Genomic DNA, 18,660 nt, shown 5'->3' with positions numbered 1-18,660 from the left:
AGATGTGTATAAGAGACAGGTGCACCACCACCTGGCCGGGGACGGTTTCGGTTGGCTCAAGCTGTCGGCACCATGCCCGTGTTTACAGGGATCGGACGCTCGGTGGGGGCAGCTCGGAGGCTCGCAAATGGGTTCAAATCCCACCGGTACCGCCACAGAAAACCCCCGCTTCGGCGGGGGTTTTCTCTTTTTCAGATGGTTTCGGGTGATCGACCTCGAGAAGCTTCGATCCTTGAAACGTGAGCGTCGTTCCCGTCGGCCTAGGGAGTTCTACGCTCCGTGCGTCGATCGTGAAACTTCCCGACTGCGTGATCCTGCTCGTCCTGTCCGCGCAAACGCTGCCTCCAGCCGGCACCCTGCAGGAATCGCTGCGCCGTCTGGTACCTGCCCCCATCCCGATGCCCACTCGCATACGAGCACGAAACCCTGGGCCGGCTCGGAGCCGTCGCCGGGTCACCGAACGGCTGCCGCTCGGCGAGCAGACCGAAGGTCATCCTCGCCGCGTCGCAGCATCTCCTTGTAGTCCCCGTCCGCGCACTGGGACACCCCATGGACCGTGTAGCCGTCGGAGCGTATGAGGAACTCGATCGACCAGGTCGGTCCACCGTGACCGATGACACTCCGGAGTGGATCCGCCCCGCCGCTCTCGTAGTCCGAGGTTGTGATCCCGGAGGAGTCCCAGAGGTCCTTGACCGCCGCCCGGTCCGCCGTCTGGTCGCTGACCTCGTCGCGGTCGAGGATGTAGGTCCAGGTGACCCCGTCCGTCTCCGCGGTCGCCGGGCACTTGCCGAGTGCCGGTCCTCGTCGGACCGTCCATTCGCCGCCGAGCGCTTCCGTCGTTCGGTCGACGACGTCGACGATGTCCTTCTTCGCTTCGTTCGGTTGCACGGTCGGCCCTTGCTGGCAGCTGGTGAGTAGGAACGGGACGGCGACGAGCAGTGCGACGGTCGCAACCGCTCGGCTGGTGAGTGTTCTCATCGAGCCCCCGATGAATGCAGACTGTCAAGGACGGCTTGCTCGTACGGTGTCGGCCCCTTCGGGATGTACCGCGTGACGGAGCCACCCTGGCCGGTCGTGGTGAGTGTGATGTCGTGGAGCGACTCCGTGCCGGGGTCCAGGTGATCAGGTCCCTCCTCGTCGACGTGCACAGACGTCAGCCCCTCGGCAGCACCGCACCCCGCGCCAGCCCGACGACGACCCCGTGCGCAACCCGCGCCGCCCGAGCCGCCGCGTCGTCGAGGTGCTCCCGGAACTCGTCGCCGTCCGGGGCGCACAGGTCGCTGATGCCGCGGATCGACACGAACGGCATGGCGTGCACGGAGGCGAACTGCGCGATGGCCGCCGACTCCATGTCCACCGCTGCGACCGTCGGGAAGGTGCGGCGGAGGTCCCGGGCCCGGCCGTCGGTGACGAAGACCTCGCTCGAGCCGATCGACGCCGTGCGGACGACGTCGTCGGTCGGGACCTCGCGGGCGCGACGGATGAGATCGGCGTCGGCGCCGTACTCGGGAGGCATGCCCGGCACCTGACCGAGCACGTACCCGAAGGCGGTGGCGTCGGCGTTGAGGTTGACGTACGAGTCCCCCACGACGACGTCGCCGAGCTGGACCTCGCGGGCGAGGCCGCCGGCGGTGCCCACGCTGATGACGGGGACGCCGGGGCCGAAGTCGTGGAAGGCGTGCGCGACGGCTGCGGTCGCGTTCGTGAAGCCGATGCCGCTCCGGCGGACGGCGACCGTGGCGCCGTCGACGTCGAGGAGGTGGTGCTCGTCGTGGCCACCGGTCGGGCCGCGCAGGACCGGACCGCCGCCGAAGAGGTCCGTGAACGCCGAGACCTCTTCACTCATCGCGGCGATGACGACGGCCGCGGGTCGTCGAGTGGCGTCCACCCCGCGATCTTCCCACAGGGACGGCCCCGGCGAGCGAGCGAGCAGAGGGGCAGGACGTTCGGGGTACTGCCGCAGACCCCCACCGAGATGTGAGGATGTGCGCATGGTGACTGACGGCACTGCTGACGGTTCGGTGATCTCCGGCCCGGCATGGGAGCGCACCGTGCTGCTCGTCGTGCCGCCGAACGACGTGGACGAGGTGCACGACTCGGTGGACGACCTCTGGCACCGCAACGCCGACCTCGGCCCGGGTGAGCGGATGCGGTTCGAGACCGCGCTGCTCGAACTCGCCGGGAACGTCATCGAGCACGCGGAGGGGAACGAACGGCTGGTGTGCCAGCTGACGCTGCGGCGGACGTCGACCACGCTCGAGGCGGTGCTCAGCGACAGCGGCGCCGAGGTGCAGGTGCCGTTCCGCACGGAGATGCCGGACCCCGAGGAGATGGCCGAGTCCGGCCGCGGGATCGCGATGATCGAGCTCCTGATGGACGACTTCTCCTACGAGCGGGACCCCGAGGGCAACCGGTGGCGCCTCGTGATGGGACTCCCGGAGTCGCTCCAGCGCGAACACGACGTCGCGGAGGACACCGGCGGCGACGCCCCGCGCTGACGCGCCTGGTCGCCGGGCCGACGGCGACGACCCGACGACGGACGGGAGGCCCGGTACCAGCTGGTACCGGGCCTCCCGTCCGTGGGCTGTGACGGCGCGACCGGTCAGGCCGTGGCGGCCGCCTCGCTGCGCTTCGGCAGGACCCAGCCCGGGCGCACGAAGTGGCACGTGTACCCGTTCGGGATCTTCTCGAGGTAGTCCTGGTGCTCCTCCTCGGCCTCCCAGAAGGGGCCGGCGGGGGTGACCTCGGTGACGACCTTGCCCGGCCACAGACCGGAGGCGTCGACGTCGGCGATGGTGTCGAGGGCGACGTCGCGCTGCTCGTCCGAGGTGAAGAAGACGGCGGAGCGGTAGCTCATGCCGACGTCGTTGCCCTGGCGGTTCTTCGTCGACGGGTCGTGGATCTGGAAGAAGAACTCGAGGAGCTCACGGTAGGAGATCACCGACGGGTCGAAGACGATCTCGACCGCCTCGGCGTGCGTGCCGTGGTTGCGGTAGGTGGCGTTCGGCACGTCGCCGCCCGAGTAGCCGACGCGGGTGCTGAGGACTCCCGGTCGGCGGCGGAGGAGCTGCTGCGCTCCCCAGAAACACCCGCCGGCGAGGATCGCGGTCTCGGTGGTGGTCATCGGTACCTCCGTGGTTCGTGACGCTGGCTGCGACAGTACCCGGTGCAACAGAGGGACGGCTCCGTCTGTTCCATCCGAGCGGATGCCGCGTCGGCCGGGCGGTTGCGTCTCGTGGAGGACCTGAGCCCCGCCGCACGCGTCGCGCGTTGACTGGGCGGATGAAGGACATCCAGTACGCAGGTCGGGCGATCCGGACGAGCGACGACGCAGCCGACGCCGTCATCCACTACGCGGCGGTGCTCGGGGCGAACCGGAAGACCGACACCCTGGACGTCCCGACGGTCGACGAGCAGGGACTGCCGGTCGTCGAGACCCTGCTGATCGGTCCGTCGAGCCAGATCACCCTGAGCCCGGCACCCGACGACGGACGGGGTGTCGACGTCGACGACTCCGCGTTCGTGGAGCACGTGCACCGGTTGGCGGACATCGCCGGGCCGGTGCGCCCGGTCCACGAGGACCCGGACGTCCGCCCGGAGGACTACGACTTCGACTGACCGCGGCCCGTCCGGACCGACGTCAGCGGCGCAGCGTGTTCCGTGGGTACTCGCCGTAGGCGTTCCGGTACGCGGCGGAGAAGCGACCGAGGTGCGCGAACCCCCACCGTCGGGCGATCGTCTGCACGGCAGCGGTGGTCGGGTCGGCCTGCAGCAGCTCGCGACGGACCTGCTCGAGGCGCACCTGCAACAGGTACTGCATGGGCGTCAGCCCGAGGTGGCGTTGGAATGCCTCCTGGGTCGCCCGGACGCTGAGCCCGGCGGCACCGGCGACGTCCGAGACGCTCATCGGCTCGGCGACGTGCTCGTGGACGTACTCGACGGCGGCGCGGAGGCGTGCGCGTCGGGGCAGGAGCACGGCCGGCGGCAACGTGGTCACGGTCGGCGGGTACATCCGGAGGAACGCACCTGCGGTCCCGCGGACGAGGGTGTGCCAGAGGAGGGAGTCGACGCCGCCCGTCCGCAGCTCGCGGGAGAGCAGCGCCAGGCTGTTCTTCCACTGCGCCACGGCGGCCGGGTCGAGGGTGCGCAGGTGGTCGAGGCCGAGGTCCGCGACCTGCCCGGTGTGGAACTGCTCGTCAGCGACTTCGTGCACGACCCGTCGGGACAGGTGCACGACGCGCTGGTCGTAGTCCTGGTACTCGAACACGAAGTCCCGACAGGTCGGGAAGAGCATCGGCACGTCACCGGTCATCGGCACGCGGTCCTGCAGGACGTCGGGGACGCCCTGCCCCGCGGTGAGCCACTGGACGATGTACTCGTCGGACGCCGGGATGGCTCCGCGGAGGAACCCGGAGACCTGCGCCCGACGGAGCGTCAGGTCGGCGTCGCCGACCGCGGTGTAGCGGTAGCGGAAGGGCTGCTCGGTCGCTCGGGCGGACCACTGCCGCCCGGCGTAGAACCCGCTGAGGTCGAGGACCGCTGCGTCGGGTGCATGCCCCATGGCCTCGATGCGGACGGTGCTGCGAGGGGCGGTGCCCGTCAGGCCGGGCCGTTCGTCGATCAGTGTCATCGTCGGTCCGATCCTCTCGCTCATGGTGTCGTGCTGGCCCGGGCGGCCCCGCATCGGAAGCGAGCAGCACACGTTCGGTGCCTCCATGAGCACGTTACGGACCGGGAATCATCCCCGCGAGGGGTTGATCGCTTCTCCATGCTGTGGTAGTTGGGCGTCGGCCGTGCGCGGACCCACCTCGATGGGGCAAGGTCGGTACATGCGCACCGAACCCGCCGCCGCCCTCCGCGCCGCCAGAGACGCCCTCATCGCCGCCCGCACCGACAGCGCTGCGGCGCGCGAGACGTTCCGGTGGCCGGACGTCGGTGCCACGTTCAACTGGGCGATCGACTGGTTCGACGTCATCGCGGCGGGCAACGACCGGGACGCCCTGGTCATCGTCGAGGAGGACGGGCGCGAGTCGCGCACCACCTACGCGGAGATGTCCGCCCGTTCCGACCGGCTCGCGGCACGGTTCCACGACCTCGGCGTCGCGAAGGGCGACCACGTGCTGCTCATGCTCGACAACCAGCTCGAGCTCTGGGAGTCGATGCTCGCCGTCATGAAGGCCGGCGCGGTGATCCTCCCGACGTCGACGATGCTCGGCGCCGCGGACCTGCAGGACCGCATCGACCGCGGCCAGGTCGCGCACGTCGTCACCACGCTGCGCGAGACGCCGAAGTACGCGGACCTGACGGGGGACTTCACCCGCATCGTGGTCGGCGGCACCGTGGACGGCTGGACGACGTACCCGAGCGACCTCGGCGAACCCGCACCCGCGGGGGAGTGGAAGCCCGAGGTGGTGACCGCGGCCACGGACCCGTGCCTGGTGTACTTCACCTCCGGGACCACGGACAAGCCGAAGATGGTCGTGCACACGCAGACGTCCTACCCCGTGGGGCACCTGACGACCATGTACTGGATCGGGCTCGAGCCCGGCGACGTCCACCTGGCGATCAGTTCGCCGGGATGGGGCAAGCACGCGTGGAGCTGCTTCTTCGCGCCGTGGATCGCCGAGGCCACGGTGTTCGTGTACAACCAGGAGCGCTTCGACCCGGTGGGCCTGCTGCACCAGCTCGAGCGGGCCCAGGTCACGTCCTTCTGCGCCCCGCCGACCGTGTGGCGCCTGCTCATCCAGGCCGACCTCGGCAGCCGGCCGACCGCCCTCCGCGAGGTCGTCTCGGCCGGCGAGCCCCTCAACCCCGAGGTCATCCGGCTGGTCGAGGAGTCCTGGGGCCGCACGATCCGCGACGGCTACGGCCAGACCGAGACCACCGCGATCGTCGGCAACTCCCCGGGCGACACCGTGCGGCCCGGGGCGATGGGCCACGGGCTGCCGGGAGTCGCGATCACGCTCCTCGACCCGGTGACGGGTGAAGCGGGCGCCAGCGAGGGCGAGGTCTGCCTCGACCTGACGACGACACCGGTGAACCTCATGGCCGGGTACCTCGGAGCGCCCGAGCGGACCGACGACGCGCTCCGCGACGGCTTCTTCCACACCGGTGACGTCGCCACCCGGCACGAGGACGGTTCGCTGACCTTCGTCGGCCGTACCGACGACGTGTTCAAGTCCTCGGACTACAAGGTCTCGCCGTTCGAGGTGGAGAGCGCGCTGCTCCAGCACCCCGCGGTCGCCGAGTCCGCGGTCGTCCCGGCGCCGCACGAGGAACGCCTGACCGTGGTGAAGGCGTACGTCACGCTCGCGTCCGGGTGGGAGCCCACCGCCGAGACCGCGCGGGACATCCTGGCGCACGCCCGCTCCGCGATGCCGGCCTGGCAGCGCGTCCGACGGGTGGAGTTCGGTGCGCTGCCGAAGACCGTGTCGGGCAAGATCCGCCGCGTCGAACTGCGCGCCCGCGAACAGGAGGCGTTCGGCGGCCCGCAGCTCGAGGGGGAGTGGCGCGACGAGCAGTTCCCGGGCCTCCGCACCGGGCGTCGCGACGCCTGACCCGCGGCGAGTGTGACCGGACGGGTCAGGTCCGGTCGGCCCGGGCCTGGTCCGGGAGGCCCGCGGCCTGGTGGCGGCGGAGGGCCCCGGTCACGACGCGGACCGCGGCGAGCTCCTCGGGCGTGAAGGCGTCGACGAAGACCTGTCGGACCGCGCGGAGGTGGGCGGCCGAGGAGCTCCGGTAGAGCCGGACGCCCTCGGCGCTCAGGGTCACGGCGGTGCCGCGGGCGTCCGGTCCGACCCGGTCGCGGGTGACGAGGCCGCGTTCCTCCATCCGCCGGAGGTGGTGCGAGAGCCGGCTGCGTTCCCACCCGACCTCGTCGGCGAGCTCTGCGGAGCGGCGCGTGCGCTCCGGCGCCTCGCTCAACGCGAGCATCACGCGGTAGTCGCCGTCGGAGATCCCGGACGCGGACTGGAGCGCCGCGGCGAGCGCACGGCGGACCGCTTCCGACGTCTCGACGTAGTCGCGCCAGGTCGCCAGTTCGTCGACGGTCGGCGATCGCCGGCCCCGCGTCTGCTGTCCGTCATCACCCATGCGGCCTCCTCTTGACTCCCCGACGGTAGCGGCACATGATTGACGCGTCAATCACTTGGTTGAAGCGACAACGGAATGAGGCACCATGCCCGACATCACCTTCGGCCTCGACACGTTCGGCGACGTCCCCACGGACGACGACGGCGCGTTCGTCAGCCACGCCCGGTCGATCCGGCAGCTCGTCGACGAGGCCGTCATCGCCGACGAACTCGGCGTCGACGTCTTCACGGTCGGGGAGCACCACCGGCCCGAGTACTCCGTGTCCTCCCCCGAGACCGTGCTCGCCGGTCTCGCCACGGTGACGAAGCGCATCCGCCTCGGGTCGGGCGTCACGGTCCTGTCCTCCGACGATCCCGTCCGCGTGTTCCAACGCTTCGCGACGGTCGACGCGCTGTCCGGTGGTCGGGCCGAGGTGATCCTCGGCCGCGGGTCCTTCACCGAGTCCTTCCCGTTGTTCGGCCACGACCTGGCCGACTACGACGTCCTGTTCGAGGAGAAGATCGAGCTGTTCGCGCAGCTCCTGCGCGAGGAGCCCGTCACCTGGAGCGGGACGACCCGCGCGTCGCTCGTCGACGCCGACGTCTTCCCGAAGACCGAGCACGGCCTGCGCACCTGGGTCGGCGTCGGCGGGTCCCCGCAGTCGGTCGTCCGGACCGCGCAGTACGGGTTCCCGCTCATGCTCGCGATCATCGGCGGGCAGCCCGAGCGCTTCGCGCCGTACCTCGACCTGTACCGCCGGGCCGCCGAGCAGTTCGGCACGACGGCGCACCCGGTCGGCATGCACTCGCCCGGCTTCGTCGCCGACACGGACGAGAAGGCCACAGAGCTGTTCTGGCCGCACTACCGGGTCGTCCGCGACCGGATCGGGGCCCTGCGCGGGTGGCCGCCGGTGACGCGCGCCGAGTTCGACCGCGAGGTCGCCACCGGCTCGATGTACATCGGCTCGCCGGAGACCGTCGCGCAGCGGATCGCCCACGCCGTCGACACGATGGGCGTCGGCCGCTTCGACATGATCTACACCTCCGGCGGCCAGTCGATGCGGGCCCGCACCCGCGCCGTCGAGCTGTACGGCGGCGTCGTCGTCCCGCGAGTGCGCGAACTGCTCGCCGACCGCGGCGACACCGACCGCGGCGACACCGATCGCCAGGAGGCCGCAGCATGACCGGCACGGACACCACCGGTACCTCCCCGTTCCGGACCGTCGCGGTCCTCGGCGCCGGGAAGCTCGGGACGGTCCTCGGCCGCCTGCTCGTCGGCACCGGCCACCGCGTCCTCGTCGCGGGTTCGGGCGACCCGGACCGCATCCGCCTGATCCTGTCCGTCGTGGCGCCCGGGACCGAGGCGGTGCGCGCCGCCGACGCCGTCGACCAGGCCGACGTCGTCGTGCTCGCCCTGCCGCTCGGACGCCTCGACACGATCGCCGCGGAGCGGCTCCGCGGCAAGGTCGTCATCGACGCGATGAACCACTGGTGGGAGGTCGACGGGCACCGCCCCGACCTCGAGGACGGCCGCGTGTCGACGAGTGCGCTCGTGCAGCAGCACCTGTCGGGAGCCACCGTCGTCAAGGCGTTCAACCACATGGGGTACCACGACCTCGACGCCGGCGCGCGTCCCGCGGGCGACCCCGAGCGGAAGGCGATCGCCGTCGCGGGCGACGACGAGGCGGCCGTGGCGGCCGTCGCGGCGCTCGTCGACGAGCTCGGCTTCGACGCCGTCGCCGCGGGCTCGCTCAGCGACAGCGTGGCGCTCGAACCGCACGCCGAGGCCTTCGGGGCGAACGTCCCGGCTCCGGAACTCGTGGCGCTCATCGAGCGCTTCCCGACCACGGACCGGGGGCGGGCCGTCGCGGCCGCGCGGGCGGGCCTCCCGGCCTGAGCCGGCGAGGACGGCCACCGCGTACGGTCGCGTCCATGAGCGACACGACGAACGGAACCGGCCCGGACGACATCTCCGACGCGGAGGCCCGGCACACCGAGGAGTTGCCCGACGGCTCCGCCTCGGGGAACGCCACGCAGGACCCGCAGCAGGACAGTGACGTGGACTCCGGCGGGGAGCCAGCCGAGCCCGAGGAGGGCTGACCCGTGCCGCGGAACCCCGCGGTCCCGGCCCGTGCCACCGGCGTCACCCCACCGGGCGCGGACCGGGGGTTCCGCCTGGCCCTGCTCGACCGTGGCGCCGACCTGCTGCAGCCGACGGACCCGCTCAAGGGGTTCGACGTCTACGTCGTCGGCTTCCACTGCGTCAAGGGCGAGCCCGACGTGCAGATGGAGGCCCACCACTACTGCAAGGTCGTGAACGCCGAGATGCTCCAGTGCGTGCTGTTCGACGGCAACACCGCGGACGCGAACCTGATCGGCGTCGAGTACATCGTCTCCGAGCGGCTGTTCGACGGGCTGCCCGAGGACGAGAAGCCGTCGTGGCACCCGCACAACCACGAGGTCTTCTCCGGCGAGCTCGTCGCCCCGGGGCTGCCGATCGCGGTCGAGACCGAGCTGATGGGGCACCTCGTCAACTCCTACGGCAAGACCTGGCACACCTGGCACAGCGCCCCGATGGGCGGGCACGAGGCCGACCCGCTGCCCGTCGGCGACCCGATGCTCATGTGGTCGTTCAACCGCGAGGGCGAGGTGCAGTCCGCGCTGCAGGACGACCGGAACACCGCGATGCACACCGACCCCGAGCCGCGGAAGGCCTCGCGCGCGAAGCACCTCGACCGGGCGCACCCGCAGCGCGGCGTCGGCACGATGCGCGACGACTTCACCGGCACGACCCCGACCCCGGGCGTCGTGGACGCGGAGGACGGCCGACCCTGACGCCGGCGCCGGCCTGACCGTCCCTGAGTGGACAGCGGGACGGTCCTCCCAGCCGTGCCGGAGTTCGCTGGCATCCGGTTCCTCGCCCGTCCACCACGGGTGTGCCGGGCCGGTCGATCGGAAGCGGTGCCCAGATGCTGTCGTTGATCTACTCGAGCGTCGCGACGGACACGTTTAATGACGATGCCCTCGCGGACCTGCTCACGCAGAGCCGGGACGCGAACGAGCGGAACGACGTCACCGGCATGCTGCTGTTCCGGAACGGCTACTTCCTGCAGCTGCTCGAGGGTCCCGACGCAGCCGTCCGCGGGAAGATGGCGACGATCAAGACCGACCCGCGGCACACGAAGGTCACCATGCTGGTCGAGGAGCTCATCGAGGAGCGACAGTTCCCCGGGTGGACGATGGCGTTCGCGCCGACGTCCGAGGCCGACCTCGACGACGTGCCCGGGTACCGTTCGACCTTCGAGGACGTCGAGGCCGTCTCGACCGAGTCGCCTGCGCCGGGCACCGTCCCGTCGGTGGCCTCGCCGGCGCTCCGCGAGCTCATCCGCTGGTTCGAGGCACGACCGGACCGCTTCCGAACCGCCTGACCGGGCGTGCGCCGGACGGGAGGCCCGTGGTGAGCGTGCCACGGGCCTCCCGTCCGTCAGGCAGCCACGTCGAACACGACCACTCGCGCGTTGTGCGCGCCGATGTGGTCGGCGACCGGCTGGTGCGCCGGGTGCGGCAGGTAGGCGTCCCGCGCAGCGGCGTCCCGGAACCTGACGACGAGCATCCAGTCGAAGCCGCCCTCGAGCCCCTCGGGGCTGACGCTCGGGCCGGTCTCGACGGACACCACGCCGTCGATGCCGGGCAGGTGCTCGTGTGCGAGCGCCGTCGCCCGTTCCGGCACGGCAGTGTCCTCCGTGTCCCACTCCACCAGCACGACGTGCACGATCTCGGTCATCGGCGACCCCTCCTCCACTGCACCACCGGCCGTCCGACGGTGTCCCGACCGAGCCTGCGCCGCGGGGCCTGGACGTACCCCGGAGCGCCGCCGGACTGGGTGTCCTCGGCACGGCGCGGCCTACCGTCCAGGGCACACCACGACGAGAGGAAACACCATGGCAAGTGGAGTCGCAGCAGTCTGGGTCCCGGTCAGCGACATGGCGCGCGCGGTCGCGTTCTACCGTGACACCCTCGGTCTCACCGTGCAGGACCAGTCGGAGGACTGGAGCGAGATCGATGCCGGTGGGCTCATGATCGGCCTCAACGGGCGCGAGTCGGCCGGCGGGTCGAGTTCCGGCGGCGCGGTCGTCTCGTTCCAGCCCGACGGCAGCATCGAGGACGAGGTCGCCGCGCTGCGGAGCCGCGGCGCGGACATCCAGGGCGAGATCAGCGAGCACCCGTGGGGCAAGATCATCCCGTTCAAGGACAGCGAGGGCAACGACCTGCAGCTGTACACGCCGCCGCAGGGCTGAGCGGCCGCGGACACGACAGAGCCCCCGGGGTGACCCGGGGGCTCTGTCGATGCTGCTGGTGGGGTGCGTCCGACGCTGGGGTCAGCGGGCGGTGCGGGCCCCGGAGCGCGGGAGGACGATGCCGAGGATGATCATCGCGACGGCGAGGATCAGGTGCAGCACGTTGTCGGCGCTGTTCAGCGGCACGAAGTTCGCGGCGCTGGACATGCCGGCGGTGAAGAGGCCGTAGATGAAGAGCACGGCGTAGATGATGCCGCCGACGAGCAGGTACTGGCGCGAGAAGCCGAACGAGCGCGCGGCGATCAGGCCGACGATGCCGAACAGCAGGTGGACGATGTTGTGCAGGACGGACACCTGGAACAGGCCCAGGAGCTGCGCGTTCGAGTCATTGCCGGCGGCCATCATGCTGCCCATGTCCATGGTCAGGCCGGGGATGAAGCCGGCGATGCCGACGATGAGGAAGACGACGCCGAAGACCAGCGCGCCCTTCTGCGTGAGCGTCCGGCCGTAGCCGTGGTCGGTGCGGGTCGATGCGTTGGTGGTCATGAAGGAACCTTTCGTCAGGAGTCGACGCGGTCGGTTGCCATGCGCCTCGCAGGACATTCGGAGTGGACCAGCAGTCGGTTTGGTGGGAGAACCCAGCAGTACACGGAAAGTGGTCGTCATGACCGGAGGAGGCGCTTGATGGCCAGGGTCGCCTCCTGGATCTTCTCCTCCGCAGCCGGTCCGCCATGGGCGACCGCGTCCGTGACGCAGTGGCGCAGGTGGTCCTCGAGCAGGCCCATCGACACCGCCTGCAGTGCCTTCGTCATCGCGGACACCTGCGTGAGGATGTCGATGCAGTACCCCTCGCCCTCGACCATCCGCTGGAGTCCGCGCGCCTGGCCCTCGATCCGCCGCAGCCGCGTGAGGTAGTCGTCCTTCGCGGAGATGTAGCCGTGGTGCTGGTGCTCGGTCGTGTCGGATGCGGTGGGTTCGGGCATCGGGAACAGATCCTCCTCGTCGGCGTTACGGTAGTGGTACCCCCCTAGGGTATCCGCCCGGTCCGGGGCGCACGACGAGGAGGACCGCATGACCGACCAGCAGACCGCCACCTACGGCATCGACGGCATGACCTGCGACCACTGCGTGATGAGCGTCGACGAGGCGTTCCGCGAGCTCCCAGGGGTCACCGACGTCCGGGTCGACCTGGTGGCCGGCGGCCGGTCCACCGCCACCGTGACGAGCACCGGACCCCTCGACCACGACGCCGTCGACGCCGCGATCGACGAGGCGGGCTACACCCTGGTCGCGCGCTGATGGCGGGCACGACCACGGGCACCCCGGTCGAGCTCGCGATCGAGGGCATGACCTGTGCCTCGTGTGCGAACCGCATCGAGCGGAAGCTCAACAGGATGCCGGGTGTCTCGGCCACCGTGAACTACGCCACCGAGACCGCCACGGTCTCGCTGCCGGACGGCACCGCGGTCGACGACGCCATCACGACGGTCGAGCAGGCCGGGTACGGCGCGCGGCTGCCGGAGCCCGAGCAGCCCGACGGCGACGCGCTCGCCCCGCTCCGGCGTCGCCTGGTCGTCTCCACCGTGCTCGCGGTCCCGGTCGTCGCGCTGTCGATGGTGCCCGCGCTGCAGTTCCCCTGGTGGCAGTGGGTCGCACTCGTGCTCGCCGCCCCGGTCGCGACCTGGGGCGCCTGGCCGTTCCACCGTGCGGCTGCGCTGAACGCCCGGCACGGTTCGGCGACGATGGACACGCTCGTCAGCCTCGGCGTCGTCGCCGCCGGGCTTTGGTCGGTCTGGGCGCTGGTGTTCGGCGGCGCCGGTGGACCCGACATGCACATGGCCTTCGCGTTCACGGCGCCCCGGGGTGCCGCCCCGGAGCCGTACCTCGAGGTCGCCGCCGCCGTGACGGTGTTCCTGCTCGCCGGCCGGTACGCCGAGGGCCGCGCGAAGACCCGGTCCAGCGCGGCGCTCCGTGCGCTCCTGGCACTCGGCGCGAGCACCGCACGGGTGCTCCGCGACGGCCGGGAGGTCGAGGTGCCGGTCGGGTCGCTCCGTGTCGGCGACCGGTTCGTCGTCCGCCCGGGGGAGCGCATCGCCACCGACGGCACCGTCGTCGCGGGCACGAGCGCCGTCGACACGAGCGTCATGACCGGGGAGAGCGTCCCCGTCGAGGTCGGACCCGGTGCCCCCGTCACCGGCGCGACCGTGAACGTCGGCGGCATGCTCACCGTGCAGACCGTCCGCGTCGGTGCCGACACCGAGCTCGCGCGGATCGGCAAGCTCGTGACCGAGGCGCAGACCGGCAAGGCCGACGTCCAACGGCTCGCCGACCGCGTCTCCGGCGTGTTCGTCCCCGTCGTGCTCGGGCTCGCCGCGCTCACCCTCGTCGGCTGGCTCCTGCTCACCGGCGACGTCGAGGCCGCCCTCACCGCCGCCGTCGCCACGCTCGTCATCGCCTGCCCGTGCGCGCTCGGCCTCGCGACCCCGACCGCGCTGCTCGTCGGCACCGGTCGCGGCTCGCAGCTCGGCATCCTCATCCGCGGGCCGCAGGTCCTCGAGGCCACGCGGCGGATCGACACCGTGCTGCTCGACAAGACCGGAACCGTCACCACCGGCACCATGCGGGTCACCGAGGTGTTGCCGGCCGACGGCGAGGACCCCGACGCGGTCCTCCGCGCCGGAGCCGCCGCCGAGTCCGGGTCCGAGCACCCCATCGCCCGGGCCCTGGTCGCCGCGGTCCCCGACGTGGGCAGGCCGGAGGCGTTCACGTCCACCGCGGGTCTGGGCGTGCAGGCCGTCGTCGACGGCGTCCTCGTGCTCGTCGGGCGGCCGACCTGGCTGCGTGACGCGTGGTCCGTCCCGATGCCCGGCGCGCTCGCCACCGCGGCCGCCGATGCCGAGCGGTCCGGTCGGACGTCGGTCGCCGTCGCCTGGGACGGTCGGGTCCGCGGCCTCGTCGTCGTCGCCGACACGGTCGCGCCCGGTGCCGCCGAAGCCGTCGGGCACCTGCACGACCTCGGTCTCGAGACCATGCTCCTCACCGGTGACGCCGACGGGGTCGCCCGGAGCGTCGCCGCACAGGTCGGCATCACCCGCGTCACCGCCGGCGTCCGACCGGAGGACAAGTACCGCATCGTCACCGAGCTGCAGGCCGCGGGCCGGACGGTCGCGATGGTCGGCGACGGGGTGAACGACGCGGCGGCGCTCGCCGCTGCCGACCTCGGCATCGCCATGGGCACCGGGACCGACGCCGCGGTCGAGGCCGCGGACATCACCCTCGTGCGCGCCGACCTCCGGGCAGCGGTCGACGCCGTCCGGCTCGCCCGCCGGACCCTCCGGACGATCCGCACGAACCTGTTCTGGGCCTTCGCCTACAACGTCGCCGCGATCCCGCTCGCGATGGCCGGCCTGATGAACCCCGTCATCGCGGGAGCCGCCATGGCACTGTCATCGGTCTTCGTGCTGACGAACAGCCTGCGCCTCCGCCGCTTCCGGTCCGTCGACGGGAGCGCACGGTGAGCGGGCACGCGCACGCCACGACCACGTGGTCCACGGCCGCCCAGGCGACGCTGCACTGCCTGACCGGGTGTGCGATCGGCGAGGTCCTCGGCATGGTGATGGGCAGCGCGACCGGTCTGCACAACGCCGGCACGGTGGTGCTGTCGATCGTGCTGGCCTTCGTCTTCGGGTACGCGCTCACCATGCGCGGTGTGCTCCGGTCCGGGCTGTCGCTCGGCGCGGCGCTCCGGGTGGCGCTCGCCGCGGACACGGTGTCCATCGCCGTCATGGAGGTCGTCGACAACACCGTGGTCGTCGCGATCCCGGGGGCGCTCGACGCGGGGCTCGACCAGTGGCTGTTCTGGGGCGCCCTGGCGCTGTCGCTCGCGATCGCCTTCGTGGTCACGACGCCGGTGAACCGGGCGCTGATGCGCCGCGGGCTGGGGCACGCGAAGGTGCACGCGCACCACTGAGCGGTGGACGTCGCCGACGCGACGGACCACGGAACGGACGGGAGGCCCGGTACCAGCTGGTACCGGGCCTCCCGTCCGTCGCATGGTCGGCGCGTGCGCCGCGTCGCTCAGGCCTCGGAGTCACCCTCGGCGGCGTCGTCCTCTTCGGGGTTGAAGTGCGACGCGTCGCCGACGAACCCGGCCGCGAGGCCCTCGGGCTCGTTGGGGACCGTGCCGTCGTCGCCCAGGCCGTCCGCCTTCGGCGTGCCCTCGGGGTCGTGCGCCGTGCTGTCGTTGCTCATCGTGTGCTCCTTCGCAGTGCTGGCCGGGTGCGACGACCGTCAGAAGGCGGGGGTGCCGCCGGCGATCGTGATCGTCGACCCGGACTGGTAGCTCGATTCTGGACTGACGAGGTGGACGTACGCCGCACCGAGCTCGGCCGGCTGACCCGGTCGGCCGAAGGGCGACTGCTGCCCGAAGGTCGAGACGGTCTCGGCGTCGTCGGAGCCCGGCTGCAGCGGGGTCCACACCGGACCGGGCGCGACCGAGTTGACCCGGATGCCCTTCGGTGCGAGTTGCTGGGCGACGGCCTCGGTGAAGAGCTTGATCGCGCCCTTCGACACCGCGTAGTCGATCTTGTCCGGCGACGGGGTCGATGCCTGGATCGAGCCCGTCGTGACGATCGTCGAGCCGGGCTCGAGGTGCGGCACGGCGGCCTTCGTCAGCCAGAACAGCGAGTAGATGTTCGTCTTGAAGGTCGAGTCGAACATCGACGTCTCGAGGGTGAGGATGTCGTCGTTGCTGTCCATCCGGCCCGCGACCATCACGAGCGTGTCGAGGCCGCCGAGCTCGTCGACGCCCTTCTGCACGAGGTCGATGCAGTACTGCTCGTCGGAGATGTCACCCGGGAACAGCACGGCCTTGCGGCCCTCGCCCTCGAGCAGGTCACGGACCTCCTCGGCGTCCTCCTGCTCGTCCGGCAGGTAGGACAGGACGAGGTCGGCGCCCTCGCGGGACAGCGCGATCGCGGCGGCGCGGCCGATGCCGGAGTCCGCCCCGGTCACGATGCCGCGGAAGCCCTCGAGCCGACCCTTGCCGACGTAGCTCTCCTCGCCGTGGTCCGGCTTCGGGTCCATCTTCCACGCGGCCCCCGGCAGCGACTGTTCCTGCTTCGGGAACGGCGGCACCGGGTAGAGGGTGGTCGGGTCCTTCTTCTCGTACTGGCTCATGGGGCCACTGTCCTCTCGGTCGGCTGACGGGGCTCTAGTGCAGTGCGGTGAACGAGGCGTCGCGGACGAGCAGGGTCGTCGCGTCGCCGTTCACGGCCTGGTCGGGGTCGCTCGACAGCCCGAGGGTCCAGGTGCCGCCGCCCGGACGTTCCGGCAGCGTGAACTCGACGGTCGTCTCCGAGGCGTTCAGCAGCACCGCGACCGAGTCGTCGCCCTCGCTGAGGACGAGGATCACGGCACGGTTGCCGCCGTCGGTCCAGTCGCCCTCCTCGAAGTCGTTCGCGTCGGCGCGGAGCACCTGCACGGTCGAGGGGGAGATGCCGGGCGCGGTGCGGTACCACTGCGGGCGCAGTGCGACGTGCTCCTTGCGGAACGCGATCGCGGCGGTGGTGAAGGCGAGCAGGTCCTGGTCCGCGGCCGCCCAGTCGAACCACGAGATCTCGTCGTCCTGGCAGTACGCGTTGTTGTTGCCGCCCTGCGAGCGGGCGATCTCGTCACCGCCCAGGATCATCGGCACGCCGGCCGAGAGCAGCAGGGTGCCGAGGAAGTTCCGGCGCTGGCGGTTGCGGTAGTCGTTCACGCTCTCGTCGTCGGTGGGGCCTTCGATGCCGCCGTTGAAGGAGGTGTTGTTGCTCTCGCCGTCGTTGTTGTCCTCGCCGTTCGCCTCGTTGTGCTTCTCGGCGTACATCGTGAGGTCGGCGAGCGTGAAGCCGTCGTGTGCGGTGACGAAGTCCACCGAGCAGAGCGGCGAGCGGCGCGACCCCTCGTACACGTCCGGGCTGCCGAGGACGCGCTGCACGGCGTCGCCGAGCGTGCCCTCGTCGCCGCGCCAGTAGCCGCGCAGGTCGTCGCGGTACTTCCCGTTCCACTCGGACCAGTCGGCCGGGAACCCGCCGACCTGGTAGCCCGCCGTGTCCCACGGCTCGGCGATCATCTTCACCTCGCGCAGGACCGGGTCCTGGTGGATGATGTCGAGGAACGCGGAGTGCTTCTCGGCCGCGCCGTCCTGGCGGGTGAGCGTCGTCGCGAGGTCGAACCGGAAGCCGTCGACGTGCATCTCCTCGACCCAGTACCGGAGCGAGTCGGTGATGAGCTGCAGCGCGGACGGGTGCGACACGTTGAGGCTGTTGCCCGTGCCGGTGGTGTCGAAGTAATTCGCCTCGTCGCCCTCGACCAGGCGGTAGTACGACTGGTTGTCGATGCCCTTGAAGGACAGCGTCGGGCCCATGTGGTTGCCCTCGGCGGTGTGGTTGTAGACGACGTCGAGGATGACCTCGAGGCCCGCGGCGTGCAGGGCCTTCACCATCTCCTTGAACTCCGCGACCTGCTGGCCGGCGGTGCCGGAGGCGGCGTACTCGTTGTGCGGGGCGAAGAAGCCGATGCTGTTGTAGCCCCAGTAGTTCCGGAGGCCCTTGTCCTGCAGGGTGGAGTCCTGCACGAACTGGTGGATCGGCAGCAGTTCGACGGCGGTGACGCCGAGGTCGGTCAGGTGCTTGATCGCGGCCGGGTGCGCGAGGCCCGCGTACGTGCCGCGGATCTCCTCGGGCACGTCGGGGTGCTGCTTCGTGAAGCCCTTGACGTGCACCTCGTAGACGATCGTGTCCGCGAACGGGGTGTCGAGGCGGGTGTCGCCCTCCCAGTCGAACGAGCGGTCGGCCACGACGGAGCGGGGCATGGCGGCGGCGGAGTCGGACTCGTCGATCTGGTCCGGCTCGTTCATGTCGTGGCCGAACAGCTCCTGGCCCCAGGCGTAGTCGCCGTCGATCGCCGTGGCGTACGGATCGAGGAGGAGCTTGGCCGGGTTGTGGCGCAGGCCGTTCGCCGGGTCCCAGGGGCCGTGCACGCGGAAGCCGTACTTCGTCCCGACGGTCACGTCCGGCACGACGTCGTGGAAGGTGTAGCCGGTGCGGTTCGTCAGCTCGGTCCGGTGCTCGGTGCCGTCGTCGTCGAAGCGGCAGAACTCGACGCGTTCGGCGGTGCTGGAGAAGACGGCGACGTTGGCGCCGCCCTCGACGAGGGTGACGCCGAGCGGGTTCCGTGTGGAAGAGGTCATGATCCGTTCTACCGGTCGCCGACTGAGCCCGCCGCCGATCCGCGTACCCCGGGCCCGGGCG

23 protein-coding genes are annotated in these 18,660 nt (G+C 71.3%); 12 read left to right on the top strand and 11 right to left on the bottom strand.

Annotated features, from left to right (window positions below):
* Positions 1 to 453: 453 nt before the first annotated feature.
* Together DEJ32_RS13775 and mtnN are read right to left on the bottom strand one after the other, a co-directional pair.
* Positions 454 to 888, bottom strand: coding sequence for a hypothetical protein (locus DEJ32_RS13775; protein ID WP_110901669.1), 435 nt, complete (start codon positions 886 to 888; stop codon positions 454 to 456).
* Between the two features lie 265 nt (positions 889 to 1,153).
* Complete coding sequence (gene mtnN, locus DEJ32_RS13770) at positions 1,154 to 1,888, bottom strand: 5'-methylthioadenosine/S-adenosylhomocysteine nucleosidase (protein WP_181420685.1); 735 nt, start codon at positions 1,886 to 1,888, stop codon at positions 1,154 to 1,156.
* A 103-nt stretch (positions 1,889 to 1,991) separates the two neighbouring features.
* Between mtnN and DEJ32_RS13765 the strand changes: the two genes are divergently transcribed.
* A complete protein-coding gene (locus DEJ32_RS13765) occupies positions 1,992 to 2,498 on the top strand; it encodes an ATP-binding protein (RefSeq protein WP_181420684.1) in 507 nt (168 codons plus the stop codon).
* Positions 2,499 to 2,602: 104 nt separating this feature from the next.
* Here DEJ32_RS13765 and msrA read toward each other — a convergent pair whose 3' ends face one another.
* Positions 2,603 to 3,124 carry a peptide-methionine (S)-S-oxide reductase MsrA gene (msrA, locus tag DEJ32_RS13760; RefSeq protein ID WP_110825642.1) on the bottom strand — a complete coding sequence of 174 codons (522 nt, stop codon included), beginning with the start codon at positions 3,122 to 3,124 and terminating at the stop codon, positions 2,603 to 2,605.
* Between the two features lie 158 nt (positions 3,125 to 3,282).
* On the opposite strand from msrA, the gene DEJ32_RS13755 reads away from it, so the two are divergent.
* The gene (locus DEJ32_RS13755; protein WP_110825641.1) at positions 3,283 to 3,618 is read left to right on the top strand and encodes a hypothetical protein; all 336 of its coding nucleotides are present in this window, start codon (positions 3,283 to 3,285) and stop codon (positions 3,616 to 3,618) included.
* Positions 3,619 to 3,640: 22 nt separating this feature from the next.
* Here DEJ32_RS13755 and DEJ32_RS13750 read toward each other — a convergent pair whose 3' ends face one another.
* Positions 3,641 to 4,630 carry a helix-turn-helix transcriptional regulator gene (locus DEJ32_RS13750; RefSeq protein ID WP_181420683.1) on the bottom strand — a complete coding sequence of 330 codons (990 nt, stop codon included), beginning with the start codon at positions 4,628 to 4,630 and terminating at the stop codon, positions 3,641 to 3,643.
* Positions 4,631 to 4,829: 199 nt separating this feature from the next.
* Here DEJ32_RS13750 and DEJ32_RS13745 point away from each other — a divergent pair, with 199 nt between their 5' ends.
* Entirely contained in the window at positions 4,830 to 6,557 is a 1,728-nt protein-coding gene (locus DEJ32_RS13745; protein WP_110901666.1) for an AMP-binding protein, read from the top strand.
* 25 nt (positions 6,558 to 6,582) lie between these two features.
* Here the strand turns inward: DEJ32_RS13745 and DEJ32_RS13740 are convergent, their stop codons facing one another.
* Entirely contained in the window at positions 6,583 to 7,092 is a 510-nt protein-coding gene (locus DEJ32_RS13740; RefSeq protein ID WP_110901665.1) for a MarR family winged helix-turn-helix transcriptional regulator, read from the bottom strand.
* Positions 7,093 to 7,177: 85 nt separating this feature from the next.
* On the opposite strand from DEJ32_RS13740, the gene DEJ32_RS13735 reads away from it, so the two are divergent.
* The 5 genes from DEJ32_RS13735 (at position 7,178) to DEJ32_RS13720 (ending at position 10,498) form a co-directional block, all read left to right on the top strand.
* Complete coding sequence (locus tag DEJ32_RS13735; RefSeq protein ID WP_110901664.1) at positions 7,178 to 8,254, top strand: LLM class flavin-dependent oxidoreductase; 1,077 nt, start codon at positions 7,178 to 7,180, stop codon at positions 8,252 to 8,254.
* Entirely contained in the window at positions 8,251 to 8,967 is a 717-nt protein-coding gene (locus DEJ32_RS13730; RefSeq protein WP_110901663.1) for an NADPH-dependent F420 reductase, read from the top strand. The genes DEJ32_RS13735 and DEJ32_RS13730 overlap by 4 nt, the downstream gene beginning before the upstream one ends.
* 35 nt (positions 8,968 to 9,002) lie before the next feature.
* The gene (locus DEJ32_RS16330) at positions 9,003 to 9,170 is read left to right on the top strand and encodes a hypothetical protein (RefSeq protein ID WP_181420462.1); all 168 of its coding nucleotides are present in this window, start codon (positions 9,003 to 9,005) and stop codon (positions 9,168 to 9,170) included.
* 3 nt (positions 9,171 to 9,173) lie between these two features.
* Positions 9,174 to 9,905: an OBAP family protein gene (locus DEJ32_RS13725; protein ID WP_110825635.1), complete on the top strand. Its 732-nt coding sequence runs from the start codon at positions 9,174 to 9,176 to the stop codon at positions 9,903 to 9,905.
* Between the two features lie 134 nt (positions 9,906 to 10,039).
* Complete coding sequence (locus DEJ32_RS13720) at positions 10,040 to 10,498, top strand: BLUF domain-containing protein (protein WP_110901662.1); 459 nt, start codon at positions 10,040 to 10,042, stop codon at positions 10,496 to 10,498.
* 56 nt (positions 10,499 to 10,554) lie between these two features.
* Here the strand turns inward: DEJ32_RS13720 and DEJ32_RS13715 are convergent, their stop codons facing one another.
* The gene (locus DEJ32_RS13715; RefSeq protein ID WP_110901674.1) at positions 10,555 to 10,854 is read right to left on the bottom strand and encodes a Dabb family protein; all 300 of its coding nucleotides are present in this window, start codon (positions 10,852 to 10,854) and stop codon (positions 10,555 to 10,557) included.
* A gap of 157 nt (positions 10,855 to 11,011) precedes the next feature.
* Here DEJ32_RS13715 and DEJ32_RS13710 point away from each other — a divergent pair, with 157 nt between their 5' ends.
* Positions 11,012 to 11,368 (top strand): VOC family protein, encoded by a 357-nt coding sequence (locus tag DEJ32_RS13710; protein WP_110891187.1) that lies wholly within the window; start codon positions 11,012 to 11,014, stop codon positions 11,366 to 11,368.
* Between the two features lie 81 nt (positions 11,369 to 11,449).
* Here the strand turns inward: DEJ32_RS13710 and DEJ32_RS13705 are convergent, their stop codons facing one another.
* Positions 11,450 to 11,914 carry a DUF4383 domain-containing protein gene (locus tag DEJ32_RS13705; protein WP_110825632.1) on the bottom strand — a complete coding sequence of 155 codons (465 nt, stop codon included), beginning with the start codon at positions 11,912 to 11,914 and terminating at the stop codon, positions 11,450 to 11,452.
* A gap of 116 nt (positions 11,915 to 12,030) precedes the next feature.
* Positions 12,031 to 12,351 (bottom strand): metal-sensitive transcriptional regulator, encoded by a 321-nt coding sequence (locus DEJ32_RS13700; protein WP_110901661.1) that lies wholly within the window; start codon positions 12,349 to 12,351, stop codon positions 12,031 to 12,033.
* A gap of 88 nt (positions 12,352 to 12,439) precedes the next feature.
* On the opposite strand from DEJ32_RS13700, the gene DEJ32_RS13695 reads away from it, so the two are divergent.
* The 3 genes from DEJ32_RS13695 to DEJ32_RS13685 are packed head-to-tail and all read left to right on the top strand — an operon-like array spanning position 12,440 to position 15,338.
* The gene (locus tag DEJ32_RS13695) at positions 12,440 to 12,667 is read left to right on the top strand and encodes a heavy-metal-associated domain-containing protein (RefSeq protein ID WP_110901660.1); all 228 of its coding nucleotides are present in this window, start codon (positions 12,440 to 12,442) and stop codon (positions 12,665 to 12,667) included.
* Positions 12,667 to 14,886 carry a cation-translocating P-type ATPase gene (locus tag DEJ32_RS13690; RefSeq protein WP_110901659.1) on the top strand — a complete coding sequence of 740 codons (2,220 nt, stop codon included), beginning with the start codon at positions 12,667 to 12,669 and terminating at the stop codon, positions 14,884 to 14,886. Before DEJ32_RS13695 ends, DEJ32_RS13690 begins: the two co-directional genes overlap by 1 nt.
* Complete coding sequence (locus DEJ32_RS13685) at positions 14,883 to 15,338, top strand: DUF4396 domain-containing protein (RefSeq protein ID WP_110901658.1); 456 nt, start codon at positions 14,883 to 14,885, stop codon at positions 15,336 to 15,338. Before DEJ32_RS13690 ends, DEJ32_RS13685 begins: the two co-directional genes overlap by 4 nt.
* A 107-nt stretch (positions 15,339 to 15,445) precedes the next feature.
* Here DEJ32_RS13685 and DEJ32_RS16325 read toward each other — a convergent pair whose 3' ends face one another.
* Genes DEJ32_RS16325 through glgX form a run of 3 tightly spaced genes read right to left on the bottom strand, consistent with a single transcriptional unit; the run spans position 15,446 to position 18,599 of the window.
* The gene (locus DEJ32_RS16325; RefSeq protein ID WP_181419503.1) at positions 15,446 to 15,619 is read right to left on the bottom strand and encodes a hypothetical protein; all 174 of its coding nucleotides are present in this window, start codon (positions 15,617 to 15,619) and stop codon (positions 15,446 to 15,448) included.
* Between the two features lie 39 nt (positions 15,620 to 15,658).
* Positions 15,659 to 16,546 carry an SDR family oxidoreductase gene (locus DEJ32_RS13680; RefSeq protein WP_110825628.1) on the bottom strand — a complete coding sequence of 296 codons (888 nt, stop codon included), beginning with the start codon at positions 16,544 to 16,546 and terminating at the stop codon, positions 15,659 to 15,661.
* Between the two features lie 34 nt (positions 16,547 to 16,580).
* The gene (gene glgX, locus DEJ32_RS13675) at positions 16,581 to 18,599 is read right to left on the bottom strand and encodes a glycogen debranching protein GlgX (protein WP_110901657.1); all 2,019 of its coding nucleotides are present in this window, start codon (positions 18,597 to 18,599) and stop codon (positions 16,581 to 16,583) included.
* Positions 18,600 to 18,660 lie beyond the last annotated feature (61 nt).

The sequence above is a fragment of the Curtobacterium sp. MCPF17_046 genome, assembly GCF_003224295.1.
GTDB lineage: Bacteria > Actinomycetota > Actinomycetes > Actinomycetales > Microbacteriaceae > Curtobacterium.
The sequence above is the reverse complement of the archived record's forward strand: the minus strand, read 5'-3'. Positions and strand labels throughout refer to the sequence as shown.